The following is a 26582-nucleotide window of genomic DNA, read 5'->3' as shown; positions in this document are numbered from 1 at the left end:
CTTTTTTGCAAAAGACAGGAAGCGCTCTTACCGCGGTGGATTTTGGAAAAGCAGGGTTTGGCCGGTTGCAGAAGGTATCCGTTTACGGGGAAAGTGACCATCCCATAAAAAAAGCCGCAGACAAAATTGCCTGCGGCTTTAAAGCTGTTGAGAGGAATCAGCCTATTTTTTCTTTTAAGGCCTGAATCTCGTCTGCGAGTTTTTCGGCTTCGGAGTCATATCCGAGCTCACGGAGTTTCAGCAGGTAGATACCTAAGAGAAAGAAAGTTGGAGCCCATAGGCCAACGAAATTTCCGAAACGCTCAGCGTGGGCGCGCTCTTGTTCTGATTTCCCTTTCTCTTTAGCCCATGTTGCAATGGTGAGTCCAATGGAAGCAAAGCCAAGTCCGATAGATGTATGTGCGAGTTTTTCTAACATAAAGCTCCTAAGTTGTTGTGAATAGGTAGTTCACTTAATCTAATGTAGGGCAGCTTAACATCGTTCCGTGAAAACCGCGCGCCTCAGGTACACAAGGCAGGACAAGCTTTTAGGTACTCAAAAGGATGGGGCTGAAACAAAACAGCGATGTTTTTTTTCGTATTATGCGCTGTTTAAGCGACATCCCATTTCACCTGGCCAAAGCCGCTTTAATTGAGCTTACGTACCCTACATAAAAATCAGCCGCATACGGAAAACAATAGTCCGTCCTCTGAGTCAGAGGACGCCTATATAGAGGAGCTCAAGCGGCAGGCTAAAAAGCATCGCGAGGGGCGCAGGAAATCGCCCTATAAGATAGATCCGCTTGCGCCCTACAAAGGGGTAATCCCGCGCTTCTTCCTCATAAACCGGCACGTAATCGGCCTTTTACTCGGCGGGCTACTTGCCTTCCGGAACAGTTTGCCGCGTGACCGTAAGCGCGGCCTGCGCTCGTTTTGGCTTCGTTTTTTTGCGTTGCTCGTTACGCCCTTTGTCAAGAAAGAACTTCGGAATGAGCTCTTTCCGGTACAGCTCCGCCGGCGGCTTGAAATGCTGGGACCGACCTATATCAAGCTGGGGCAGGTGTTATCGCTTAGGGAGGACATCCTTCCCAAAATTGTAACCGAGGAGCTCAAAAACCTGCTCGACCGCCTGCCCGAGGTACCCTTTGAGGTCATGGAAGAGCTCATCCGCTTCAACCTGAGCGATCCGCTGGAGGAAGTCTTCACTTACATCGATCCCGATGCCCTGGGTTCGGCATCTATCGGGCAGACGCACGTCGCAGGGCTTTTCAACGGCGAGAAGGTTGTCATTAAGGTTGTGAAGCCGGGTATACGTGACACCATCCTCACAGACATCAACCTGCTAACGCTGCTGGGCTATTTCCTCGAAATCATCATCCCGCAATATCAGCCGCAGCGACTGATCAGTGAATTTTGTGATTTCACGGCCAAAGAGGTGGATCTGGTTAACGAAGCCGACAATGCCGAGACCTTTCAGGTCAACTTTGCTGATTATCCCGGCGTGGTATTCCCGAAAATTTACCGCGAGTACAGCAACGAGAACATGCTGGTGATGGAGCTGCTCGAAGGCTACAAACCGGGCGATTCCCGCGTGGAGTATCTCACCGAAACCAACCGCCAAAAGCTGATTTATAACGGAGCTGCGGGCATCATCCGAATGCTTTTTAAGGATGGATTTTTCCATGCCGACCTGCATCCCGGCAACCTGTTCATCCTGCCGGAAGGCAAGGTTGGTTTTATTGATCTGGGGATGGTCGGACGCTTTGAGGAGAAAACCCGCCGGCAAATGCTCTACTATTTCCACGCGCTTGTAACCGGCGATATCGAGGGTGCTGCACGCTACCTGACCGCCATGGCGAGCGTGGGCAAAGGCGGGAATCTGCAGGCCTTCCGGCGCGGGGTGACCGATTTGCTGCGTCGCTTTTTTCAGCAGACCAAAACCGGACGGTTCAGCATGGGCAAGATGATTGTGGAATCGCTGGGCATCGGGGCACGGCACCGGGTGTTCTTCCCGGTGGAAATGACGCTCATGGTGAAGGCGCTCATCACATTCGAATCCGTCGGACAGATGCTCGATCCCAAGCTTGACGTGCCGGGCGTGTCGGAGCAGCACGTTGCTAAAATTTTTGAGGAACAGTTCAGTCCCCGAGCCCTTACCCGCGAGCTGATGCGCGGTGCCCCTGAGTTTATAGATATGGCGGTACGCCTGCCCAAAATCTTTGCTGACAGCATGCGCTATCTGGATGAACGGGTGAACAACCCCCGTAACGAAAACCCGCTCGAAGGCCTCAAAAGCGCCATCATCACAGGATCCTGTATTGTGGGCGGGGTGATCGCCATTGTTATGAACGGGCCGGTCATTCTCTGGCTGCTGCTGTTCGGGGCAGGCTTTTTGTTTTACCTGTTCGGCAAATAGGTGAGCGGCGGCACAGCATAAAATCATCCTGAAACGCGCCAGCTACCCTTCTGGACACTGCGTATCATCCCCATAAACTCAAATTTACAGATGAATCCGGACTATGAATATTTTAATCTGCGGTAATGGTCAGCCACCTTCCCTCCCGCTGCTGCACAAACTGAAACACTGGAGTGATAAAGTCATCGCTGCGGACGGGGGTGCCTTCACCTTACGCGATGCGCAGATAAAGCCTGATTACATCATCGGTGATATGGACAGCTTTAATCCCCTGCAGGATGTAGTAGAGGCCGGTTCAACCCTGCTGCGCATGGGCGATCAGGAAACCAACGACCTGGAAAAGGCGCTTATGCTAAGCCGCAATTTACAGGCGAAAGAAGTTGTGATAGCCGGCGGCACCGGCTATCGCCTCGACCACACCCTCAAAAACCTGAGCTGCATGCAGCGCTTCAACCCTGATTTTGAGCACTTGCTGCTGCTTGATGACTATTGCATCACCTTTGTGCTGCCTCCTGAATTTTCATTCCGGACCAAACCCGGAACCATCGTTTCCCTGTTTCCGCTGACGGGCCGCGTGGAAGGCATCCATACCAGCGGGCTTAAGTTCAGTCTTTCGGGCGAGGCGCTCGAAAACGGCGTTCGCGACGGGTCCTCGAACGAAGCCGTTGCCGAAAAGGTCACGATTCGTCACGAAAGCGGAACCCTCCTTCTGATGCTGCCCAGCCAATGGCCTTTGAAGCTTTAGACTGGATACCGCTGCTCGCCTATTTTGCGCTGCTGGGCCTGCTGACCTTCCGGCGCAAATATGCCCGCCATAAGGCCGGTGATGAAGCCGGCTTTTTGCTTTCAGGCCGCCGCCTCACCCTGCCCGCTTTTGTGGCAACGCTCGTCGCAACCTGGTACGGCGGCATTCTCGGCGTAGGCGAGTTCACCTATCTTGCGGGCATCTCGCAGTGGCTGATGTTCGCTTTCCCCTACTATGTATTTGCAGTGTTGTACGCCCTGTTTCTCGCGGGGAAAATCCGACAGAGTACGGCCCTGACCCTGCCGGAAGCCCTCACACAGCAATATGGCCCGAAAGCCGGTCTCGCGGGCGCTCTCGGGGTTTTCCTGCTGGTAAACCCGGCGCCCTACATCCTCATGCTGGGCGTGATTGCGCAGCTCATCACTGGCGCTGAAAGCTGGTTCTGGTTTGCTGCTTTTGCGGCGCTTTTTTCGGCAGCCTACGTGAGTCTGGGGGGCTTCGCTTCGGTCGTCAGAACCGACCTGCTCCAACTCGTGCTCATGTACGGCGGCTTCGTGATGCTGCTTGTTTTTGCATGGACCTACGCAGGCTCACCGGCAGCAATCTGGCCGCAATTGCCGGAGTCGCACACCGACCTTACCGGCGGATTTCCGCTGCTTTTTATCCTCGTGTGGTTTTTTATTGCGATGTGGACCTTCGTCGATCCTGGCTTTCATCAGCGTTCAGCGGCGGCCGCGACACCCGCTGTAGCACGTCGCGGCATTCTGATTTCGGTCGGTTTCTGGTCCGTTTTCGATATGCTCACCGTGCTGACCGGCCTCTATGCCGTGGTGCTGCTGGGTTCGGAGCTGGCCAATCCAACAGCGACCTATCCCGAGCTTGCTGCCCTGCTGCTGCCTGCCGGCCTTTTCGGCCTGTTCATCACCGGACTCGTAGCCGTAATTATGTCTACCCTGGACAGCTTCCTGTTTATTGCCGGTCAGACCCTGGGCCGCGATGTGATGCGGAGAACAGAATCGGTTGCCGGTTTCGGATGGATGGACAGCAGCATCGCGCGGGTTCGGGCCGGGACGTTCATCGCGGCTTTTCTGGCGCTGGTATTTTCACTGCTGTTCCCGAGCGTCATTGAGCTTTGGTACGTGATCGGCAGTCTCGTGATCCCCGCGCTGCTGCTGCCGGTGCTCGGGGTGTACCTGCCCTTTTTTCGACTTAGTCCGGCGGCAGCCTTGGCTGTTTTGGTAAGCGCGTTCAGTGTTTCTTTTTTTTGGATGATGATGGGCATCCAAACCGGAGACGACCTTTTTTCCTATGCATGGCTGGGTGTTGAACCTTTCTATCCGGGTCTCGCTGTGGCCGTTCTCATTTTTGGGGTTGATCGGCTACGGGGTTGAAATTGCAGGGCTGCGCGGTGATGAAAGACGTCGTTTTTAGGCTTTCAGGGCTACTACCCTCTCTCGTCGGTTTGTGCGGGTTTGCTGGGGGCTTACGCCCGTACCGCATGCGCGCCTTCGGCGCTCGCGGGATAACCGTGGTCGTGATTCCGATCCTGATAACGGTCTCCGGGGGGCGACCACGAGGGTGCGCCCCTACGGTTACGGGGCATTCGAACTTTGGGGCGGGACACCCCCGTGCATGATTCCGGGATTGATTCCGGCCCTCGCCGGGCGGCCACATGGGTGCGCCTCTGCGGTTACGGGGCATGTTCCGGGATCGGTGCCATCTTGTTCATCCTGTGAATCTTATAAATCCTGTTCAAAACAATTCGGGCATGCGTCCCTGCAAAATCCCGGTCTTTGCGCCTTTGTGTACCACTCCCAAAAAGCAAGGAGCAATGAGACCGATTTGGGGTGCGTGGAACCAGCACTGCACCCAGTGATGCGCAAGGCGTTTCCCCAAAAAACAACATGATGGAATTAGTCGGGCAGGCGGGGTTTCGGGGGGCCGTTTCTTACAGCGTGGCCGGAGTTGCTTTACTTCAGCAGGGTAATCCGCAGGCTGTCCGAGGCCTGCCCGGTTGTGAGCTGCAACAGGTAAACGCCGCTCGTGAGGCCGAGACGGGTCGTGTCGAGAGTGAGCTGATGCGTACCCGCGGGATAGTTGCCCGAACCCACGCGGCTGATGCGCCGCCCCTGCGCGTCGTGCAGGGTGATGACTACTTCGGCAGCTTCCGGGAGTTCGAAGCGGATGACCGTGCGGTTGTTGAAGGGGTTGGGGTAGTTGCTGAGCAGGCGTGCGGTTTGGGGCAGCTCGGGCGCGGAGGCTTCGGCCGAAACGAATTGCCCGAAGATTTCCTGATAAAAAGCCCAGCCCCCGGCCTGCTGAAGTGCGCTGAGCACAGCCGGCGCCTGATGGGCCAGCCCCTCAAAAACGTACCAGGCATGTTCAATACCGAGCGCGCTCAGGTGTTCCTGGAAATCCGCATTCGCGGGGAAAACGTGGTCTTCGTCGCCGACGGCAATCCGGAGCTTTACGGGAAAGGCGGGATCCGCGGCGTACACTTCGGCGAGCCGCCACGGGCTTTGGGCTTCGAAAAAATCCTGATCGCCGCCGAAGACTTCGTTGAAGATTCGCAGCCGGATGGGCAGCGGCACAAGACCGGGCCCGTCGGCAAGCAGGTCGAGCTGCAGCGGTCCGGCACCGAGCATGGAGCCGCCGGCAAACAGCTCCGGAAATTTAAAGAGGAAACGACCTGCGCCGTAGCCGCCCATGCTCCAGCCTTCCGCAATGCGTGCCTGCCGCTGCGGGATAGCGCGGTAGGCAGACTCAATGTGCGGAATCAGCTCCTCAATGAGGACGGTCTCGACGGGCTGCGAGCCGTCTTTGGCATTGACATACATGCCTTCGGGCAGTCCGTTCGGGAACACTACGAGAGCTTCGGGCATATCGCCGGCAAGCATAGCATTGCGAAACATCTGCGAAACAATGGGGATGCCGGTCGTTGTCGGAGCCCCGCTGCCGTGCAGGTAATAGACGGTCGGGTAGGTCACATTAGCGTCGGCTGACCAGCCGGGCGGCAGCAGCACATGGTAGCTGACGAGCTCACCGGCAGCCTCGCTAAAGAAAGTGCCGTACACAACTCCCGGCGCCTCAACCGGCTGCGTAACCCAGCCCTGCTGTGGTTGCGCGAATGTGATGGTACTCGCAGCGAGCAGCAGAAGCAGCAGGAAAAGCAACGGAAGCAGACTGAGGTAGTTGGTGAGGCGGGGAGGAATAGTACCCGGAGGGTTAGTGTTCATATCGTAATAATAAAATTGATGATCTGATACTTTGCATGAGGTGATCTGATTCTCTTTGAAAATCGGTAGTATATTCGTTTTAGAAAATATAATTTTTTGTGATTTATTTTTATTGCGCAGTCTATTGCGCAGTCTATTGCGCAGTTTATTGCGCAGTTTATTGCGCAGAATTGTGGTCAATCGTTTGCAACAGTTTTTTGGATGGTTTATATCCACCCTCTTTTTTGCTGCCCATATATACTATTAGGTTATCCAGTCTTTTTAGGTCTGAGGTAATTGTTCGCCGGGAAACGTTCAATCTTTTCTGTAAATCCACGACCTTGATGCCGGGCTCGTTAAAGACCATTCGTAGAATGTTCCCGGATTTATTGATTTGCAATATCCAATAGTTTCCTAAAGGCAAAAACACCCGGTTTTCTTCCTGCACCTCTGCGCACACAGCTGATTATGCCGTTTTCTTCCATGCCCTTCAACAATCTTGAAGCGCTCGTTTTTGGAACTCCCGAAGATTTGTTGAAATCACTTGTGTTAAATACCGGGCGGCTGAAAATATAATCGAGGCACTGTATTGAATACTGAGAGTGTGTTTTATCAACCATCACCGTTTTCATGGTATCGTACAATGAAATGATTTCTCTGGTTTGCTTTACGTTTTTTTCCGCTTGCTGAATTATACCGCTTAGGAAGAATTGTATCCAGCCTTCCCATCGTCCGGTATCGGTGATCTCTTTTAAAGCATCATAATAAAGCTGACGGTTGCTATCGAGATATTGGCTCATGTAAAACACGGGTTGATGAATAATCCCTTTATGAAACAGGAACAAAGGGATCAAAATGCGACCGATGCGCCCGTTTCCGTCAATAAACGGGTGAAGTATTTCAAACTGTGCATGAACGATAGCAAGCTGTACCAGAACGTCCTTATCCTCATGGTGCAGATATTTTTCCCAGTTATAAAGCCCCTCCATCATATCAGGAAAAGCGGGTGGCACAAACCGTGCCTGTTCCATTGTACTGCCTGGGGAACCAATCCAGTTTTGTATCTTCCGGAAATTTCCCGGTGCTTTTCTTTCACCCCGTACACCACGCAGCAGTATCTCGTGGATTTTGAGGAGGTCATTTAGATTGATAGGGCGCACATTCATTTGCTCTTTCCCTTTCAGCAAAGCCCGTCTGTAATTTATAACTTCGAGGATGTCGCCATACTTGCTTTCAGACTGCAGCGTGTCGGCGTCAGCCTCAAATTCCATTACGTCTTCAAGTGTAGCTTGTGTACCTTCTATTTTTGAAGACAACACCGCTTCCTGTGTCCGTAAGGGCGCTAAAAGAACTTCCGGGTTTACAACAGACTGAAGCAAACCATCATATCGGGCAACAAATCGGTTGGCTTTTCCAACGAGTTCGATAAATGCGCTCCAATCCAGGTCTTCAATGGGCAGGCGCTGTGGTTTGTAAGGTTTCATTTGTCTCCCATCTGTGATCAACAAAATTGTTTGTGTTCCAAATATAGCCAAATTTGGAACACAAACTTCTTTGCTTGTTTTCTATGCAACACAAAAGTCCGCTTAACAAGAAGCATCATCCCCCCATTAGCGCGTATTTCCGAATACCTGCACCTTGCCGCGGGTAGGTTCCCAGCCAAGGCCGAGACCGATATCGAGGGGGAGGTTGTAGAGGCGGAAGCTCGTCCGGAGCTCGATGCCGTACACGGCGCGGCCTGCGGTCGTGAGCGGGGCGCCGTCGATGGCGTTCAGGTCGAGCACGTAGTTGGCCTGCAGGGCGAGGTACACGCGGTCGAGGAAGAAGGGCACGCTGATGAAGCCGTCATCTACGTAGCGCAGGGGCAGGGCGTAGCGGGCGCGGAGTACGGCAGCGTTGCGGGCACCGGCGAGGATGTTGGTTTCGAAGCCGTCATAGACCAGGCCGGAGGTGCCGTAGAGCAGCGTGCGGGTTTGGGTGAGGCCTTCGGCACCGAGCATCAGCCCGTGATTGCGGCTGAGCCACGGACTCAGGTACTGATTCACGCCGAAACGCATCCCCTGCACGCCTTCATCGCGGTCGGAATACACGAACTGCTCCCCCTGCACAAACAGCACGGTGCCGGTGTTGGGCATAATGTCGCGGATGTTCTGCTGCCAGCGCCAGTACAGGGCGGCAAAGCCTTTGAGGGAGACATCCGTGAACCAGCCGTCGAAGCCAGGCTGTCCGGGTCTGATAAAGAGGTCGTCGGTGTAGCGAAATTCCCGCGCGGCAATACCGGGCCTGAACTGCCAGAAACTGTTTCGGGAGCGGTCTTCGATGCGGCCAAAAAAGGGCAGGGAAACTTCGCCCCCGCGCTCGGTAAACAGGCCCGCATTTGTGAAGCGCGGGCGGTAGTAGGCTTCCATCTGCCAGCCGGGGTAAAACGTTGTGTTGCGGTAGAACATCTCGGCCCAGAGACGGCGGTCGCTGATGGTAAGCTCGGCCTGCCAGGAATGCTGACGCAGCACATCCCCGCCCGACATCATCACGCCGAAACGGGATTCGCGGCTGCGCTCCGATAGTTCGAGTACCGGCACGACGCCCCGCGGACGCAGCCAGTCGAAGCCTGTGCGGTACGCACCAAGCGTCCAGTTTTCGAGGTCGGCTTCGCGGTAGTCGGAGAGGCGCGTAGCAGCGAAGCGATCCTGCAGCTCGGGCTGAAAATCGAAGGGCTGAAAGCTGCGGGTGCCGAAATGTTCGGCCGCAAGTACGCGGATGACCCGGCTCTGCCCTTCCTGCGCGATGTAGAGCAACGCCCCGCCGTCGGGCCGTAAATCCGGAGAGGTCGCACCGAAGGGTTCGTTGGTGAGCTGCACCAGCTCGTTTTCGGCGGGGAAGAAGCGGTACACCTGCGCCGACTCCGTGCCGCGCATCCAGCCGCTGAGCAGCACCGACTCTCCGTCTGCCGCCCAGGCCGCATCGAGCACGACCCCGTTGCGGAAGCCGACATCCGGGTTGCGCCCGGTCACGCTGCCGAAGTCGTCGCCCTCCACGAGCCAGAGCGCCTGAATCCCGTTCCGGTTGGCAATCACGGCCCAGCGTCCGGCCTCAGCGGGCGAAGGTTCGGCCTGCACCCAGGTGTCGGGCTTCAGCCTCACCAGTTCCGTTACGGCTCCCCCCTCGGAAACACGGACCAGCCGCGACGTTTCCGAATCGGTCTGAAGCGCGGTAAAACCCGGAAAAACATCCCCCGAAAACCCGCCGGAAGAACCCGGCGCAAACGCGGGTGCGTGGAGTCGGGCACCCTCCGTGAGCCGCTGCAGCCGGCGCGTGTCCGTTTCGAAATGGTACACATCCATAATATGCGTGTTTTCGAACCACGGATGGCTGTGGTAGCGGCTGTAGAGCAGGTGCCGGCGGTCGGGCGTGAGGCTGAACCGGAAGTCGCCGACCTGCCGGGTTTCGAGCAGCAGCCGGGGCGTGCCGCCGGAGGCCTCCGCGACATAAAAACCGGGGCGGCTGTTGTACTGCGTGCCCTGCGCGAACAGAATGCGCGCGTTATCGAGCCAGACCGCGCGCCCGATGTGCGCGTCTTCTGCGGTTTTGGGCAGGGTGATGGCCGCGGTTGCCGTAACGGACTCCGGGACGGGGTCGAGCGCTGCGCGGATTTCCGACAGATACGCGCGGTAGAGCGCGCCCGTTCGGCTGCCGGTTGCATGGCGCAGCGCGGCCCCGTAGCCAAAGAAAGGATAGCGCACAAAATACTCGATGCTCTGCCGCGTCGTCTCCATGCCGTAGGTGTACTGCAGCCAGTTGATGAACTCGAAGCCCGCCGTGTAGTGCCGGTTGCCGGGGAAGCTATAGAACGCCGGATTCAGGTGCTGCGCCAGCGACCAGGGCGCATCGCCGGCGAGCATGGCGCGGGTTTGATCGCGGAACAGGCTGTAGTTGCCGCGCCCGCCGCTGCCGTACACCACATTGCTCTCATGGAAAACCGCGATGCCCTCAATCATGCCAAAAGGCGCGGCCCCGTGCATCGCCCGCCCCATATCGGGCCAGAACGTGTAAACTAAACGGGGGATGCTGTTATCCGGGATGTTCGAAAAATGCAGGGCATGCACCAGCTCGTGCGGCGCCACATTCTCGATCCAGCCGCCGGTGCGCGGATTCAGCGCGGGCCCCTTGATGGCCGGAATCTCGATTTCGGTGCGGAAATGCAGGGGCGTCACGTAGCCGTTCGAGAGGTCGTTGTGCGCATTCAGCACCACCGGAAACCGCCGCAGCTCCCCCCCAACAAGTGATTTGATGATGGGGTACTGATCCTCCAGAATCCGCGCGGTCCGGAAGGCCGCCGACTCCTCCCCGGCCGGGAAAATGACGCGAAACCGCGGCGTATCCAACTGCCGCAAATCCGGCTTCGGCCGGTGCACGTTCTCATACACCTGCGCAGACGCCCCCCCGGCCCTAAAAACCGCCGGCAGTACCGCACAACCAAACAACCCAAACAATAACCACAAAACCGCTCGAAGAACCATCAAGAAACAAAAGTTAGGAGTGAGAAATAAAGGCAAAAATACCAAACACAGGCAAGATTACGGAAAATCAGGCTGCCATGTGCTTTAAATCTCCGGCGCCCGTGCATGTTCCGCCTTCTTTTTATTTGGGTGAAACTCCGAGAGCATCACTCATATGTTAATTTTGATTCAAATTGGCGTCTAATCGGGCAAGTGTTAGATTAGAAACCAAACAACCGAAATAGGAGCAAGTCTGGCACCCTCGGAGCATCACAATCACCGGTTTAACCGGATGAACCACGCCAGGCATAACCAGACTTGTATCCTGGCGTTGAAAGACAACAGTACCTAGAGCTTAGACCCGTTTCTAAAGCTACCATTCATGAGTGAAATTCATGCGACAGGATCCTGCTTCGGATGCAAATAACACACCACTAAACTATTGATTAGTCATGTTTTATTCCATTGGCATAGATATCTCAAAAGACGACTTCAAGGCCTGCATCCTCGAGTATAACCCTGTTGAACAGACCGAGCGTGTACGCTCCTCCAGAAAGTTTAACAACACCCAGGCAGAGCTGCCCAAGTTTGTCAGCTGGGTCACCAAATGGGAGTCCAAACAGCCTGCACCGGTGCGCATCACCATGGAAGCCACCGGTGTGTATTACGAGCGGGTTGCCCTGCACCTGTTTGATAACCACCCCGAATGGGCATTAAGCGTGGTTTTACCCAGTCAGGCGCGTAGATTCAATGAGTCTGAGGGATTCAAGAACAAAACCGACCGTATTGATGCCCGCGGGCTAGCCCTGATGGGTGCGCGCAAGAAGCTGCAGCTATGGCGGGGCATTAAACCCTATTGGAGCGAGCTGCGTCAGCTCACGCGTACCCGTGGCGCGTTGGTAGAACAGCGGACCCAGCTCAAAAACCAGCTTCACGCTCTCAATTACAGCGCTTACGCTATCAAAGATACGCGCAAGATTGTCCAGCAAACCATCGCTGCCTTGGATAAACAGATCACCAAGCTTGAAAAGCTGATCACCAGGCATCTGGATTCGGATCCGGAGATCGAAGAAAAGGTGGATAAGCTGAAGTCGATTCCGTCGATAGGTTTGATTACAATCTCCACGGTGCTGGCAGAGACGCTGGGCTTTGAATACTTTACGTCAAGAAGCCAGCTGATCAGCTATGCGGGTTACGATATAGTGGTTAAGGAGTCAGGTAAACACAAGGGCAAAAGAAAAATGTCGAAACAGGGCAATGCGCGCATCAGGGCAGCGATGTATATGCCGGTGGGCAATATTTTGTCGCACAAGCGGCAGCCCTATTACAACTATTATGACCGGTTAGTCAGCCGGCACGGGATAAAAATGAAGGCCAATGTGGCCTTGCAGAAGAAGTTGTTGTGCCTGATGTACCATTTGTGGAAGAAAAACGAGGCCTTTGATGCCGCGCTGGCGCTCAGGCCGGCCGGCCTGAGCGCCAGCGCGGTATCGCCCAAGGGCGATACCGGTGTTGATACTACCATACCGGAGCTAGAAATGGCATTTTTTGAAGATTAAAAGGAAAAAAATTACTTGACTTTTGACACAGTACCTGGGTTTCGGGGTAGCTTGAGGCATCCCAAATCGATCGCATGGCTCCTTGCTTTTTTTGTGTGGGGCTTTATTAAGATGACTGAAGTCGTATAAGTATTTCCTTATACGACTCCGGGAGAGCTCAATTCGTGCAAGTCATTAAGTGCCTTTTTAGGTACTTAATACGTACCCGTGCGTCGCATAAGTAAATAATTCTTTACTTATGTGACTTGGGGAAGTATATTGTTAGTCGCTCAATAAGTAGTTATAAACCATTCAAGGAGACTAATCAGAAGCAAGAGATCGAACTTGATATTATTTTTGTAGATTGCATTGTGAAATAATTTGTTTAATCAAACCAGTTTAATTAGTGCCAATTAATTCTAATAATTCTCACTTGAAGTCTCGCAAGCGGGTTACTGACCACGGGGAAGTGTTTACAAACCAACGTGAAGTAAACGCTATGCTTGACTTGGTGAAACACGAAACGGAACGGATTGACTCCCGATTCTTAGAACCTGCTTGCGGAAACGGAAACTTTTTAGCGGAAGTGTTGAGACGAAAATTAGCAGTAGTTGACAGCCGATACAGTAAAAGTCAAATGGAATGGGAACGCTATTCTGTTATTGCTGTATCTAGTATTTACGGTGTGGATATTTTGGAAGACAACGCCCAAGAATGCCGAGACCGTTTGCTTGGTATTTATACCGATTGGTATTCTAAAGTATTCAAGCAAGTGAAAAATGAGTGTATTCGTTCTGTTAGATTTTTATTGAGCAGAAACATACTATGGGGTGACGCTTTAGACTTTACTAATCCCGAAACCAAACAACCAATTGTGTTTTCTGAATGGAGTGCCATAAACGGTTCTATGCTGAAACGAAGAGATTATATGTTCAAATTTTTAGTGGAGAAAACGCACCAGTTTGCAATGTTCAATGACGAAGGCAATGCAGCAGCGATTGACGAACCTGTAAAGGATTTTCCGCTTATTCATTTCTTAAAACTTGGCGAAGATGATACAAACGAACTATAACCCTGATGTACTCTCCTGCCTTGCCAATTTGAGCAATGATGAAGTATTTACGCCACCCAATTTGGTAAACGATATTTTGGACTTGCTCCCTGCCGAATTGTGGAGTAACCCCAACGCCAAGTTTTTAGACCCTGTTTCAAAAAGTGGCGTGTTTTTGCGTGAAATGGCAAAGCGACTGATGAAAGGTTTGGAAACACAAATACCCGACAAGCAGGAACGCATTAACCACATTTTTAGCCAACAATTGTATGGCATTGCCATAACTGATTTAACTGCCCTGCTTTCTCGCAGAAGCGTGTATTGCTCCAAAACTGCCAATGGTAAATACTCCATTTGCGAAACCTTTAATGATGAGCAAGGAAACATTCTCTACAAAAGAATGAAACACACTTGGCAAAACGGAAAATGCACCTATTGCGGTGCAAGCCAAGAAGTGTATGACCGAGAAGATGCCTTGGAAACCTACGCTTACAATTTTATTCACACAGACAAACTTAAAAAAATATTCAATATGAAGTTTGACGTTATAGTTGGAAATCCACCATATCAATTGAGTGATGGTAGTGGTAAAGGTGCTGGTGCTGTACCTATATATCAAAAATTTATTACACAAGCCAAAAAGCTGAATCCTAGATATTTGACTATGATTGTGCCCTCTCGGTGGTTTGCAGGCGGCAGAGGTTTAGATGAATTTAGAAATGAGATGTTAAATGATAAACGAATAAAAAAAATTCACGATTTTTTAAATGCTTCAGATTGTTTCCCTGGAGTTGAAATAAAAGGTGGCGTTTGTTACTTTTTATGGGATAGAGAATATAGTGGGGAATGTGAAGTGAACACTTATGAAAATAATAGTCTTATATCAACTTCTAAAAGGCCTTTGTTAGAAAAAGGAACAGAAGTTTTCATAAGATACAATGAGGCAATCCCAATAATTAGAAAAATAAAGGCAAAGAATTTTGACCCATTGAACAAAATAATCAGTTCAGCTAAACCATTCGGTCTTAGGACATATTTTAAGGGTAAAGATTCGCCTTTCAAAGATTCAATTAAAATCTATGCAAATCAACATATTGGATATATTAAACGGAATGAAGTCCTTCAAAATTCTCAATGGATAGACCAACATAAAGTAATAGCTCCTTATGCAGTTGGAAGTGGAGATAGTAAAACAGATTTAGTTAAACCTATTTATTCTGAGCCCGGAAGTTGTTGCTCTGAAACTTACATAGTTTTTGGTCCATTTTCTTCAAAGAAAAGATGTGAAAATTTGATGGGTTATATTAATACTAAGTTTTTTCATTTTTGTTTGACATTAAAAAAGAACACGCAACACGCTACTAAAACAGCATATGAATTTGTACCCTTACAAAACTTTGATGAGTCTTGGACTGACGAAAAACTATACAAAAAATATGGCTTAACAAAAGATGAAATTGCTTTTATAGAAAGTATGATTCGTCCAATGGATTTATCACAAAATGACGGCACAGATGAATAAAAAAGAATTTTTCCCACCCCGACCGTCCACCAATCCAACCATTTATGCTTATGAGTTGGTGGGAGTGGCTACGCACAAGGGTTTACTAAAAATCGGTTTCACCGACCGTAATGCCCAACTGCGTATTAAAGAGCAGTTGGGTACGGCAGCGATTCAATACAAAATTGTATTTGAAGAATCGGCAATGAAACGTGACGGAAGTTCTTTCACTGACCACGAAGTACACCGATTGTTGAGAGAATGGAAAGTTGTAAACGCAAGTGGCGAATGGTATAAATGCACTTTAAATGATTTGCGTAGAGCTATTCACCAAATCAAAACAGGTGAAAAAACTGAAGAAAACCGAGTGCTTACTTTCGGCATGCGACCCGAACAGGAAGCAGCCGTTCACAAGACCATTGCTTATTTCAAAAGTTTCAAAAAGGAAAACAAAGACAGAACGCCCCACTTCCTTTGGAACGCTAAAATGCGTTTTGGGAAAACCTTTGCCAGTTATCAATTGGCTAAAAAGATGGGTTGGAAAAAAGTGTTGGTGCTTACCTTCAAACCAGCCGTCCAAAGTGCGTGGGAAGAAGATTTAAAAACACATGTTGATTTCGAAGGCTGGCAGTTTATTTCGCGTAACGGTCTTGATTTTGAAGATGTTGACACCGATCGTCCCTTTGTTTGTTTTGGCTCGTTTCAGGATTATCTCGGTAGAAATACCAAAACAGGTGGTATAAAAACAAAAAATGAATGGGTACATGCCATCAACTGGGATTGCGTTATGTTTGATGAATACCATTTTGGGGCGTGGAGGGAAAATGCCAAAGATCTTTTCGAAGCTGAGGATAAAAAGGAACAAAAATTTGCAGAGGGCGAGGGACTGGATTATTTCGACGAGGATATACTTCCAATAACTACAGGTCATTATTTGTACTTGTCCGGTACTCCATTCAGGGCAATAGCAACCGGGGAATTTATTGAAGAGCAGATTTTCAATTGGACCTACTCAGACGAGCAAAAAGCCAAAGAAAACTGGCAGGAACCAAATAATCCGTATGCTTCACTACCCCGAATGGTAATGCTCACTTATCAATTACCAGATTCTATCAGACAAATCGCAATGATGGGTGAGTTTGATGGTTTCGATTTGAATGTCTTTTTTTCAGCCGAAGGGGAAGGACGAAAAGCCAGATTCAAATATGAAGATGAAGTACAAAAATGGTTAGACTTGATTCGGGGTTCATTCAGAGAAACTACGGTTGACAATCTGAAAATGGGAGCAAAAAGACCTCCGCTACCTTTTTCACACGCTCCTTTATTAAATGTATTGAATCATACCTTTTGGTTTTTGCCTACAGTGGCAGCTTGTCACGCAATGGAAAATTTGCTCAAACAGCGACAGAACAAGTTCTACCACGACTATACCGTAGTTGTGGCCGCAGGTACAAAAGCAGGAATTGGAGTTCATGCATTACCCCCAGTTTTAGATGCAATGACCGACAATCCTTTAGAATCAAAAACGATAACACTTTCATGCGGTAAGCTCACCACAGGCGTTTCTGTTAAACCCTGGACTGGTATTTTTATGTTGCGTAATTCTTCCAGTCCAGAAACCTATTTTCAAGCGGCTTTCCGAGTGCAAACGCCTTGGGTAATTAAAAACCCCGACAGTAAATCACCGAACCAAGAAGAGATTTTGAAAGAAGAATGTTATGTGTTTGACTTTGCCCCCAACCGTGCATTAAGACAAATTGCCGATTATGCTTGTCGATTGAATGTAAATGAATCCAATCCAGAAAAGAACGTAGAAGAGTTTATCAACTTTCTGCCAGTATTGGCTTATGACGGTAGTTCGATGAAACAGGTAGATGCTGCGGGCATTTTAGACATTGCAATGAGTGGCACAACCGCAACACTATTGGCAAGGCGTTGGGAAAGTGCATTGCTCGTAAATGTAGACAATAACACACTCGCGCGCCTAATGGCAAATGAAGAAGCAATGAAAGCTTTAATGAGCATTGAAGGCTTCAGAAATTTGAATCAGGACATTGAAACCATTATCAATAAATCCGAATCCGTTAAAAAAGCAAAAAAAGAAGCCAACGATCGAGAACTGTCCAAGAAAGAAAAAAAGGAACTTTCAGACGAAGAAAAGGAATACAAGAGCTTGAGAAAGCAAATTCAAGAAAAGCTAATCAAATTTGCTACTCGAGTGCCTGTATTCATGTATTTGACAGACTTTAGGGAAAGAAGCCTTAAAGATGTGATTACTCAACTCGAGCCTGGTCTCTTCAAAAAAGTAACTGGCTTAACAGTCAAAGACTTTGAATTATTAGTGAGCCTTGGCGTATTCAACTCCGCTTTGATGAATGACGCCGTTTACAAGTTCAAACGCTACGAAGATGCAAGTTTGGAATATATCGGAATTAATAAGCATGAGGGTGAAGAAGTGGGTCTATATGACACCGTACTTAGCCGGAAGGATTATGAAGAGAGCTTTATTAATGAACCAGAAACCTGAGCAGAATGGTTTATAACAAGCATTTCGTGCGGACGGGTAAGCATTTGTTGCTTATATTCTTAGTTAGTCGCCCGGCAGCACAAGCCATGGACCGTTAGTATGCAAATTGACGTCCAATCAAATACGCCCAAAATTGAAGCATAAAACATATTCCCGGGTGTTTAACGCGTAGAGATAATCCATCAACTTCAAGCGTGATAAACAGAGCGACCGCCCACTATTTGAGCAAATATTTAATACTCCAGACAGTACGCATCAACCAATGGAATCAGCCCCTTGAAAAATCTCAGCAAAAGAATTATTGCGAATCCGGTGCAGTGCCAGGGCAGGCTTTTTATTCGGGGTATGCGCATCAGCGTGATTGATAGCCTGGATTAGCTGTCGAGTAGCCTAACGCCGCAGGAAATTCCTGAAGCGTTTTCTGAATCAGAAGCTGAAGGTGTTGTTGCAGCCATCAGGTAAACGCTTGGAAAAAATTGATCATCCGATTGTTAGGTCATTAAACTACTGATTGATGCGCAGTTGTCTCCTTGTGTAGCCGCTTGGGTTATCCAAGCTTTTACACGTGTTCAGGCCGATTCGGCTTTGGGAATTTTCAACCCCCAAAAGCAAGGCATTCCCCGCCGTTTTGGGGTTTCAGAACCAGCACGAAATCCAATAGTGTCCACGGGGTTCCTCCAAAAAACTTGTATCTCAATAATTCGATTCAGGCCGAAAAAAACCTTCCATAAAGGATGAAGGTGCATATTATAGAGTCGAATCGCCAAAACGGGTTCAGCTTTCATCCGTAGGGTTTTGCTGATACTTCACAAAACCAAAAACATCTATGGTGTTTTCAGAGATCCTGAAAACAATGGTGTACCCTTTGAAGATCAAATCGCGAATTTGCTCGTCGTCAAAATATATTGATTTCCGGCAAGCCCAGGCTCTTTGAGGCAGACTATTTATAGCATTTAATACGTCATTTTTGAATTTTCTGGCTGCGGTCGGGTTATCCCTTGAAATATATTCCAACTGTCGTAACAAGCGACTTTGAAATGATTCCCGCAACTTAATTTTCATGCCTTGAAATGACTTCTTCCATATTTCTCTGCAGTTCTTCAAGCGATACTACGCGATTGCTATCATCAAGCATAGTGTCCAAAGCTTCTTTTAAATAGGCTTTGTCAGCATTAAAATCTGTTTCCCCTTTCAGAATTTCGACTTCCGGCAACTGATCAAGCAGTTCGTAAAGTTTGTGAAGGGAATCCTGACTTACTCGAAGTGTTACGGTTGGCATAATGGTAGTATTAAATGATGTATCGAATAAGATAATACACGAAGCAAAGCACTTATTCAAATCATTCATAGCGCATAAACCCCAAAAGCAAGGCATTCCCCGCCGGTTTGGGATTTCAGCACCATCACGAAACCATTGATGTGCACGGAGTTTTCCTAAAAAAATAAAAAAGCCGGAAAATGTTTGGGTAACCGGCTTCAGGTGCAGGAATCCTTTCAAATGGTTTCTTCCGGTCTGAGCGGACTTTCGTTGTGACGTAACATTCTTCTATCGTTTAGTTGTTTAAACAACTAAATTTGGTCCAAAGACAGACTATTCATCATACACAAGCTATTCTATGGAAAAATACCGCATCAACCCGGCCAACGGACTCGAATTCGGACTCTATACCTTGGGCGATCATCTTCCTGATCCGGCAACTGGGAAGCGCATTCCGGCGGCGCAGCGGCTGAAGGAAATTATTGAGCTTGCGCGGTTGGCGGAGCAGGCCGGGATCGAATTCTTCAGCGTGGGGGAAAGCCATCAGGAATATTTCACGACGCAGGCGCATTCGGTTGTGCTTTCGGCTATCGCGCAGGCAACGGAGCGGATCAAGGTTTCAAGCTCCTCCACTATTCTGAGCACGCTCGATCCGGTCCGCGTTTTCGAGGATTTCGCGACCATTGATCTGATCTCCGGCGGACGCGCAGAAATCATTGCGGGCCGGGCTTCCCGCGTGGGTAATTTCGGATTGCTGGGCTTCGATCTGATTGACTACGAAGCCCTGTTCGAGGAAAAGTTTGAGCTGTTGCTTCAGATCAACGCATCCGGAGAAAAGCCCCTCAGCTGGAGCGGCACATACCGGGCTCCGCTGGAGGAAGCCGTGATTTTACCGCGTCCGCTGAACGGCAGCCTTCCGATTTGGCGCGCCGTAGGCGGAACGCCCGCAAGTGCCGCGAAAGCAGGCATGGCAGGCGTGCCCATGATGCTCGCCATGCTCGGCGGTCCCGTGAGCAGCTTTAAGCGCACCATTGAGCTCTACCGCGAAGCAGCACGCCGCAGCGGCAACGATCCCGATCAACTGCCCGTGGGCACAACCGGCTTCTTCCACACCGCCCCGACCACACAACAGGCGCTCCGTGAAATGCACCCGCACATCGACGAAGGCATGAAGCTGACCAACGGCCGAGGCTTTCACGCCTCCGCCTTCATGCAGGGCGGACATCCGCACAATGTAATGTGCGTTGGGAGTCCGCAGGAGGTGATTGATAAAATCCTGTATCAGGCGGAAGTATTCGGGCATCAACGCTACATCGGGCAGATGGATTTCGGTGGGGTGCCCTTCGAGCGGATGATACGGAATATTGATACTATCGGGGCGGTGATTCTGCCAGCGGTTAAGAAGTACACGCGCCAAAGTTCAACCACTTAAGCAAAAGAAATCATCTCAACTAAGACCCTTCGTTACTCCCCCACCACCGCAAACACCGAAACATTATTAAAGGTCACACGGTCGCCGTTGCTGGCGAAGCCGTCGTCGGTGAGGAAGCGGGCGCGGATGAGGAGATCGGCATTGTTCGCGGCGGCTTCAACGCCGGATAAATCTACCGTGTAAATCTGATAGGTGTCGGTTGTCAGGCTTTGGGTCGTCTGCGCATCCACCATGCCTGCCTGCGTCCATTGCTGAAAGCCGCTTGTTACCGAATAGTCGAATACGATGGCGTCGGCTGCGCCCTCATCCATCATCGCAAAGCGCAGGATTGGCGCCGAAGCATTGGTCATGGGGATGTGGAAATACAGCTCGTGTTCGCCATTTGAACCCTGAAACGGCTGACGGATTTGTACACCGCGGACATCGGCTTCTTCGAACGGAATATCATCGTTGCCTTCCGGCAGATAGTTTACATCGGTCGGGGCGTTTCTGCGCTCCATTGAACCGAGCCGTCCGGTGTTCGGATAGCCGGGAAGGGCCGATTGGAAGGAGATAAATGCGCCGGTTTCAAGAGGATCAAAGGTCGCATCAAGTCGCTCAAGTTCGACATTGTTGGCAACGCGTCCGTCAAAAACCCAGAACAGGTAGAGGCTTGCGTCCGCCGGCACCGGGTCAGGATCGGACTGTTGGTTATTGCCATAAGGGGAGGATGAATCAACCAGCTTGTCGGCGCAGGCCGTGAACAGAAGCGAAGCAAGCAGGAAGAAGGTCAGTGATGCAAGTGATTTCATAGAGAAGATGTCAGTTCAGATGAAAAGTCGGACTGAAAACCAGTCACGAAAGGACCGGGGTCTCAGGCATGCTAAAATGGGCAGCGCATATTAACTGCATATTACCAATGCATTAAAAAACGGTTTTGTCCGGGCTTGCAGCCAGGAGTTAGTAGCCCGATCTCATTGCGTAATACAGGCTTAATATTGGCTTTTTATGTTCTGTGCGAATCAAAATAATTTTATTAAATTCTAATGCCTGTATTCGATTTGCATCCGTCAGCAAGACAAAACAGACCACACCATACAATTGAGGAGCTTGTAATGACCAACAGAAGACTGTTACAATGGCCAAGCCTGCTGACTATCCTTTGGGCAGGCTTATGTATTTCGCTGGGGGCCGGTATCAATCCTGCTGCCGCTTCAGCTTCAGACGCCCCCCAGAATGGCGAAGAACTAACACTCATCCACTACTGGAATTTTAATGACACGGATGCCTTGCTGAACAGCAGCTTTTCCCTGTTAGGGGATCAGCTCATCACCGCTGAGTTAACCGGTGACGCTAACGTCGAGGACGGCGGGGGCAACGATTTTGACGGAGAAAATGCCCGTTTCGGAGATCCTGCCGGGCGACACCTGCGGGTAAACAGTCCGCTGGGGGCAACGCTCTTCATCCCGCTCCCGACTACGGGCTTTGAAGAACCCTTGCTCCTGTATGAGGCCCGTCGAAGCGGTCAGGGTGCCGGGCTGCAGCTGATCAGCTACACGCTTGACGGCGAAACCTACGAGCTTTTTGATACCATCAGCATCCCCAACGGTGCGCCGGATCTTTTCACCTTTGATTTTTCATCCATTGAAGGGGCAGCGGACAACCCTGATTTTGGCCTGCGCATTGCATTCGAACAGGGGGAAGGCGGCACAGGCGGGAACAACCGCATTGATAACATCACCCTTGAAGGGACTTCTCTCGCAGTTCCCCTTGATTACTTCAGCAAACCTGAAGGCGATCTTACCGCACTTGAAAGCTGGGGCAGCGAGCCGGATGGCAGCGGAACAGCCCCTTCCTCCTTTGATCTGGACAACGCGACCTTCACCATTCAAAACCGTGAAAGTGTCGTACTTGAGGGTACGCTTTCGGTTTCGGGCCTGGGTTCACGGGTCGTACTTGGCAGCGGTGATGCGCCCGTCACCCTGCAAATCACAGGCGCACTCGACGCTACCCTTGATTTGGCAGCTGCGGCTACGGTTCAGTTCACCAACACAAGCTATCCGGTCTTCGGCACATTCGACGCCTCCGCAACCGTTGTGTTTTCGGAGGAAGCCACCCTCATCCCGTATTTCACCTATCCCAACCTGATTCTGCAGGACCTTGACCCTGTTTTTGAGGGCGACGGCACCCTTGGCATTACGGGAGACCTCACCCTCCTGGGAAGCGTCAGCATGCCTGATGCGCGTGATGCTGATGAATATGATGTTGTCTTCAGCGGAAGCGCGGATCAGCTCATCACAACCAACGGGAACGTGCTCCGTGCCTGGGAGCTGTATTTCGAAAAATCAGAAGGCTCCATAGCACTTGCAGAGGGCAGTATCATTTCATCCGACAATCAGATGTACTTTGATGTGAGCGGTGCTGCCACCTTCGCCGACAACGGCGGGCTGATGTACGCCGGCAATTCCGTGAACATCACCGGAGATGAGGCTTCGTACGACTTCACCGGCACACTTATTCTGGCAGGCACTGAACCCGGTATCGTGAACGGCCCGGGCGCCGGCAATAATTTTAATGTGCGGGAAGGCTCCAACGATAACATTGTCGCGCCGCTCAACAACCTGATCATCCGGGCGCCCAACACCGACGGCGAGTTCCGCATGCGCGACCGCTCAACCGCTGAATTCCGTATCAAAGGTGATTTTATCATTGAAAGCGGTGCCGATGGCAGGCTGCGTTTTTATGACAATGAGCTGTTTGTAGGCGGCGATTTTATCATTGAGGAAGGCTTTAGCGGCACCATCGACCGCGTTGACGCCCTTCACTTTAACGGAACGGCCCCGCAGGTTTTTGAGGATGGCTATGGTTTCCGGACCGAAGTCTTCAACCTCGATAACCTCGCAGGACTGACGATTACGGGCGGGAATCCTTTTGTGCGGGATGAGCTGATTTTCAGTCAGGGAGGTATCTCTGTGGATGAAAACGCGGCCCTGTTTGTGGACGGGGAGGCTGAAATCACCGGTGCCGGCGCCGACCGCTTCGTGAGTGGCCTGATGGTGCGGCCAACTGAGAATACAGAAGCCATGAGCCTTGCCTTCCCCGTTGGGGCGGGAGGTGTTTATCGCCCGGTGCAGCTCAGTGTTGCGCACGGCGATGAGGCCGAAAACCTGTACGGCGTACGTGCTGTTGCGCAAACCGGTCCGGCCTTTGAACTTCCTGCCGAGCTGTCGGAGCTGGTTGAAGGTCATCACTACGTCCTCTTCCGCGAGGGGGAAAGCGAGCTCTTGTCGGCCGCACTGACCCTGACCTATGATGAAGCGGAATTCGGCTTTCCGGTTAATGAGCTGCAGATTGCCGGAGCCGTCGGCGAAGCCTGGCAGAACTACGGCGGAAGTGCCGCGGAAGGCAGTATAACGAGCACCTTCAACATCAGCGAGTTCGGCGAATTTGCCTTAGCCCGTTTGTTCCTTGACAGCGCAAACAGCATCGTTTCTTTCCTTTTCACGGACTTTAATCCGCCGCTTATCGCCGACATTGATGAAGCCAACCTGCTCATTACGGCAAGCGTCCCCTTTGGTACGGATGTGAGCAACCTCAGCCCGGAAATTGAAATTACGGGCGTTAGTGTTGATCCGCCTTCGGGTGAGCCACAGGATTTCACAAGCCCGGTCAGCTATACCGTGACCGCTGAAGACAACAGCACCGCCGTTTACACGGTGGATGTTACCGTGCTTGATCCCGTGCTCTATGAGCTGAGCCTTGAAGCGCAGCCTTCAGGTGCAGCAAGTCTTAGCGGTGGTGGCAGCTATCAGGCCGGTGAAATCGTGAGCGTGAATGCCGTGGCCAATATGGGCTTCACTTTTGTGGAGTGGACTGACGGCAGCACAACGGTCAGCACGGAAGCTGCCTTCGATTATGAAATGCCGGACGCGGACGTAACCCTTACCGCGGTGTTCGAAACCGAAACACGGGAATCACTCGCTTACTTCTTCTTTTTCGGAAACGAACTGCCGAACAATACCCCGCTGACTGAGATTGACCCAACTCTCTCCGCACCGGGCGGCGGACGTATTGCCTACGAGTCAGCGCTCGAAGGCTATCCGTTTGATTCCAGCCATCCCGACTGGCGCCGCGCCTCCCTTGAGCGTCGCAACGCGCCAACCCCTCTCAACTACCGTCCGGAAGGCAACGGCGGGCTTCCGATTGAAGAGGTCACCATGCGCGGCATTCAGGTGAAACAGCCTTTTGCCGACAACGGACGCGAAAATACCGTGATTTTTGAGCTGCCCGCGCTGGGTTTTGAGGATGTGCTGCTTTCTATGGCCGTGCTCGATGAGGGTGCTGCCAGTGCGCTGGTGTTCGATTATTCCTTGAGCGAAGGTGAGCCGGAGTGGACCACGCAGTTTATGCCGCAGTCTGTTTTTGAAATCAGCGATACCTATCAGCTGGTTCTGGTAGATTTTGCGGGTATCGAAGCCATCACCAACAATCCTGATTTCAAAATCCGTATGCGGTTTGAAGGGGATGACATGAGTGCTGATGACGGCGACCGCGTGACCTTCAACAACATCGCGCTTGAAGGCAATGTGGCCGAGCTGCCGGAGCAGGCTGTTGCCCTCAGTTTTGGCGAGCCACCTTTCACAGCGCAGACCGGACTTATCGCAGGAGCCGTTGAAGTACGGGCTGTAACCGAAAGCGGCTTCACCGATACCGGATTTGAGGGCGAAATAACGCTAAGTGCTGCTGACGGCGATGGAGCACTTGAAGGAATTATTACCCTCAATGCAGTGGAAGGTATTGCCGTATTCGACGCTTATTCTTTCACCGGATTCGGGTCCATCCGCCTGCGCGCAGAAGCGCAAGGTCTGGCGTCTGATGTCAGTTCGCCGGTACAGGTTGTTCAGGTCACCGAGCTTGTGATGCCGCAGTTCATTCAGGGTGAGCAGGATGAAAACGGCGACAACCTGAACCGCATCCCCTTTGTGTACCGCCTCACGCTTGAGGGCCTCACACCCGGCGCCACCTACCGCTACGGCAACCGGGTGGTTAATGCTGAAGACGGCCCGACCAGCAATGGCGCCGGAAATGCCGTTTTCGTCAAAACCGACGGTACCGACTTCATCCGCACCACAAACGCGCCCCGCTTCCGTCCGACTGACCTTGACGTGCGGCACTCCGAATTTACGACCGATGAGGCTGGTGCCTTCACGGGATGGTTCGTGACCGAACCCAGCGGCAATGCCCGCTTCACGCCCGGCGGCGAGCTGCAGATGCGCGTGATTTTGAACGATGGTGCCGAAGGCGAAGAGCTCTTCTTTTTCCTCACCGCACCCTCCGCGGTTCAGGTCATTGAATTTGGCGCTGAGAGTGCGCAAGCAACGGGCGTCTATGCAGCATCTGATTTTGAGGCCAAAAGCGTGATGCTGTTCTTCGGCAACGCAGACGCAGCTGGACGTCCGCTCACAGCCTCCTTCGTGGAAGCAACCGGAGCCGAAACCGACGACCGGTACGCCGCCTTCTTTGATGAGCTCGTTGCCGGAAACGCGGGCGTGTTTGGAAGTCTGATTCCCAACGACCTGCCGGGCGGGGTTCAGGCTCTGACCGCGCATGAGCTGCTGACCGCAGCGCAGATTGAACTACTCGTACGGGAAGACGGCATCTGGGGCAGCACCTCCACGGTGAACCCGAACGGCGGACTCACCCCGCTCTTCCTGCAGCTCACCGACGCGCCCGAGCCCCCGCAAGCGCCCGAGCTGCTGAGCCCGGAAGACGGTGCACTGGATGTGGATGATTTCTTTTTCACCTGGTCTGCCGTTGAAGGCGCTGATTATTATGAAATTGAATTTACTTACACCGACGAGCGCGACGGAATTTTTGCCTATACCACCGGGGAAACCGAGCTTGATCTTAATGATTTTTCTCCTTTTGAAGAAGGCACCGAATATGCGTGGCGCGTTCGGGGGATGATTGAGACCGGGGATGAGCCCATTGCAGGAGCTTGGTCTGAAACACGAACCTTCACCACCCGCGAATTTGTGTCCGTGCCCGGCGAAGAGCTCCCGCTGGAAGTCGAGCTTGCCCAAAACTATCCGAACCCGTTCAACCCCACAACCATCATCCGCTTTGCACTTCCGGAAGCGGCGCAGGTGCGGCTTGAGGTGTACAATATTTCGGGTCAGCGGGTCGCAACCCTGGTGAACGGCATGCAGGCTGCCGGACGGCACAGCGTGAACTTCGACGCTTCCCATCTCTCGAGCGGCATTTATCTCTACCGACTGGAAACAGGCAGTTTCAGTCAGGTGCGCAAAATGATGCTCGTCAAATAAGGCAGCTTTTCAGGATGATGTATCCGGTATAAAAATCCGGGTACATCATCTTTTTGCTATTCTACAGCCAATCATTTTTATTGAATTGAATTGAAACCAATCAAAACCGAAAAACAACC

General features: G+C 51.5%; 17 protein-coding genes. 9 read left to right on the top strand and 8 right to left on the bottom strand.

Annotated elements, in window-relative coordinates:
- Positions 1-157: 157 nt before the first annotated feature.
- A complete protein-coding gene (locus CYPRO_RS00290) occupies positions 158-418 on the bottom strand; it encodes a hypothetical protein (RefSeq protein ID WP_114982592.1) in 261 nt (86 codons plus the stop codon).
- A 213-nt stretch (positions 419-631) separates the two neighbouring features.
- On the opposite strand from CYPRO_RS00290, the gene CYPRO_RS00285 reads away from it, so the two are divergent.
- The 3 genes from CYPRO_RS00285 (at position 632) to CYPRO_RS00275 (ending at position 4531) form a co-directional block, all read left to right on the top strand.
- Positions 632-2395: an ABC1 kinase family protein gene (locus CYPRO_RS00285; RefSeq protein ID WP_114982591.1), complete on the top strand. Its 1764-nt coding sequence runs from the start codon at positions 632-634 to the stop codon at positions 2393-2395.
- Positions 2396-2498: 103 nt separating this feature from the next.
- Positions 2499-3140, top strand: coding sequence for a thiamine diphosphokinase (locus CYPRO_RS00280; RefSeq protein ID WP_114982590.1), 642 nt, complete (start codon positions 2499-2501; stop codon positions 3138-3140).
- On the top strand, positions 3122-4531 hold the full coding sequence (locus tag CYPRO_RS00275; RefSeq protein ID WP_114982589.1) for a sodium:solute symporter family protein: 1410 nt from the start codon (positions 3122-3124) through the stop codon (positions 4529-4531). Before CYPRO_RS00280 ends, CYPRO_RS00275 begins: the two co-directional genes overlap by 19 nt.
- A 579-nt stretch (positions 4532-5110) precedes the next feature.
- Here CYPRO_RS00275 and CYPRO_RS00270 read toward each other — a convergent pair.
- The 4 genes from CYPRO_RS00270 to CYPRO_RS00255 all read right to left on the bottom strand — a co-directional run bounded on the left by CYPRO_RS00270 (position 5111) and on the right by CYPRO_RS00255 (position 10875).
- A complete protein-coding gene (locus tag CYPRO_RS00270) occupies positions 5111-6376 on the bottom strand; it encodes an alpha/beta hydrolase-fold protein (protein ID WP_124245464.1) in 1266 nt (421 codons plus the stop codon).
- 157 nt (positions 6377-6533) lie between these two features.
- Positions 6534-6722: an HTH domain-containing protein gene (locus CYPRO_RS16935; RefSeq protein ID WP_114982587.1), complete on the bottom strand. Its 189-nt coding sequence runs from the start codon at positions 6720-6722 to the stop codon at positions 6534-6536.
- Positions 6723-6741: 19 nt separating this feature from the next.
- Positions 6742-7839, bottom strand: a complete 1098-nt coding sequence (locus tag CYPRO_RS00260) for a Fic family protein (RefSeq protein WP_114982586.1) — start codon at positions 7837-7839, stop codon at positions 6742-6744.
- A gap of 126 nt (positions 7840-7965) precedes the next feature.
- Complete coding sequence (locus CYPRO_RS00255; protein ID WP_124245463.1) at positions 7966-10875, bottom strand: TolB-like translocation protein; 2910 nt, start codon at positions 10873-10875, stop codon at positions 7966-7968.
- Positions 10876-11303: 428 nt separating this feature from the next.
- Between CYPRO_RS00255 and CYPRO_RS00250 the strand changes: the two genes are divergently transcribed.
- From CYPRO_RS00250 to CYPRO_RS00235, 4 genes are all read left to right on the top strand, one after another.
- The gene (locus tag CYPRO_RS00250) at positions 11304-12410 is read left to right on the top strand and encodes an IS110 family RNA-guided transposase (RefSeq protein WP_114982584.1); all 1107 of its coding nucleotides are present in this window, start codon (positions 11304-11306) and stop codon (positions 12408-12410) included.
- Positions 12411-12822: 412 nt separating this feature from the next.
- The gene (locus tag CYPRO_RS00245; protein ID WP_240644796.1) at positions 12823-13461 is read left to right on the top strand and encodes an SAM-dependent DNA methyltransferase; all 639 of its coding nucleotides are present in this window, start codon (positions 12823-12825) and stop codon (positions 13459-13461) included.
- Positions 13442-14962 carry an Eco57I restriction-modification methylase domain-containing protein gene (locus tag CYPRO_RS00240; RefSeq protein WP_114982582.1) on the top strand — a complete coding sequence of 507 codons (1521 nt, stop codon included), beginning with the start codon at positions 13442-13444 and terminating at the stop codon, positions 14960-14962. Before CYPRO_RS00245 ends, CYPRO_RS00240 begins: the two co-directional genes overlap by 20 nt.
- Positions 14955-17468: a GIY-YIG nuclease family protein gene (locus CYPRO_RS00235; protein ID WP_240644795.1), complete on the top strand. Its 2514-nt coding sequence runs from the start codon at positions 14955-14957 to the stop codon at positions 17466-17468. The genes CYPRO_RS00240 and CYPRO_RS00235 overlap by 8 nt, the downstream gene beginning before the upstream one ends.
- Positions 17469-18242: 774 nt before the next feature.
- Here CYPRO_RS00235 and CYPRO_RS00225 read toward each other — a convergent pair.
- Entirely contained in the window at positions 18243-18530 is a 288-nt protein-coding gene (locus CYPRO_RS00225; RefSeq protein ID WP_114982579.1) for a type II toxin-antitoxin system RelE/ParE family toxin, read from the bottom strand.
- Positions 18520-18966, bottom strand: coding sequence for a hypothetical protein (locus CYPRO_RS00220; RefSeq protein WP_114982578.1), 447 nt, complete (start codon positions 18964-18966; stop codon positions 18520-18522). The genes CYPRO_RS00225 and CYPRO_RS00220 overlap by 11 nt, the downstream gene beginning before the upstream one ends.
- A gap of 118 nt (positions 18967-19084) precedes the next feature.
- Here CYPRO_RS00220 and CYPRO_RS00215 point away from each other — a divergent pair, with 118 nt between their 5' ends.
- The gene (locus CYPRO_RS00215; protein ID WP_114982577.1) at positions 19085-20158 is read left to right on the top strand and encodes an LLM class flavin-dependent oxidoreductase; all 1074 of its coding nucleotides are present in this window, start codon (positions 19085-19087) and stop codon (positions 20156-20158) included.
- Positions 20159-20190: 32 nt separating this feature from the next.
- On the opposite strand, the gene CYPRO_RS00210 is transcribed toward CYPRO_RS00215, so the two are convergent.
- Positions 20191-20949, bottom strand: a complete 759-nt coding sequence (locus tag CYPRO_RS00210) for a hypothetical protein (protein ID WP_114982576.1) — start codon at positions 20947-20949, stop codon at positions 20191-20193.
- A 234-nt stretch (positions 20950-21183) separates the two neighbouring features.
- On the opposite strand from CYPRO_RS00210, the gene CYPRO_RS00205 reads away from it, so the two are divergent.
- Positions 21184-26463, top strand: coding sequence for an InlB B-repeat-containing protein (locus CYPRO_RS00205; protein WP_114982575.1), 5280 nt, complete (start codon positions 21184-21186; stop codon positions 26461-26463).
- Positions 26464-26582 lie beyond the last annotated feature (119 nt).

It is taken from the genome of Cyclonatronum proteinivorum (assembly GCF_003353065.1).
GTDB lineage: Bacteria > Bacteroidota > Rhodothermia > Balneolales > Cyclonatronaceae > Cyclonatronum > Cyclonatronum proteinivorum.
This window is presented reverse-complemented; position numbering and strand designations above follow the sequence as displayed.

Excerpts from the sequence above, each read along its gene's own strand:
- CYPRO_RS00290 (WP_114982592.1), bottom strand. The coding sequence starts at position 418 with ATGTTAGAAAAACTCGCACATACATCTATCGGACTTGGCTTTGCTTCC.
- CYPRO_RS00280 (WP_114982590.1), top strand. The coding sequence starts at position 2,499 with ATGAATATTTTAATCTGCGGTAATGGTCAGCCACCTTCCCTCCCGCTG.
- CYPRO_RS00275 (WP_114982589.1), top strand. The coding sequence starts at position 3,122 with ATGGCCTTTGAAGCTTTAGACTGGATACCGCTGCTCGCCTATTTTGCG.
- CYPRO_RS00270 (WP_124245464.1), bottom strand. The coding sequence starts at position 6,376 with ATGAACACTAACCCTCCGGGTACTATTCCTCCCCGCCTCACCAACTAC.
- CYPRO_RS16935 (WP_114982587.1), bottom strand. The coding sequence starts at position 6,722 with ATGGTCTTTAACGAGCCCGGCATCAAGGTCGTGGATTTACAGAAAAGA.
- CYPRO_RS00260 (WP_114982586.1), bottom strand. The coding sequence starts at position 7,839 with ATGAAACCTTACAAACCACAGCGCCTGCCCATTGAAGACCTGGATTGG.
- CYPRO_RS00250 (WP_114982584.1), top strand. The coding sequence starts at position 11,304 with ATGTTTTATTCCATTGGCATAGATATCTCAAAAGACGACTTCAAGGCC.
- CYPRO_RS00240 (WP_114982582.1), top strand. The coding sequence starts at position 13,442 with ATGATACAAACGAACTATAACCCTGATGTACTCTCCTGCCTTGCCAAT.
- CYPRO_RS00235 (WP_240644795.1), top strand. The coding sequence starts at position 14,955 with ATGAATAAAAAAGAATTTTTCCCACCCCGACCGTCCACCAATCCAACC.
- CYPRO_RS00225 (WP_114982579.1), bottom strand. The coding sequence starts at position 18,530 with ATGAAAATTAAGTTGCGGGAATCATTTCAAAGTCGCTTGTTACGACAG.
- CYPRO_RS00215 (WP_114982577.1), top strand. The coding sequence starts at position 19,085 with ATGGAAAAATACCGCATCAACCCGGCCAACGGACTCGAATTCGGACTC.
- CYPRO_RS00210 (WP_114982576.1), bottom strand. The coding sequence starts at position 20,949 with ATGAAATCACTTGCATCACTGACCTTCTTCCTGCTTGCTTCGCTTCTG.
- CYPRO_RS00205 (WP_114982575.1), top strand. The coding sequence starts at position 21,184 with ATGCCTGTATTCGATTTGCATCCGTCAGCAAGACAAAACAGACCACAC.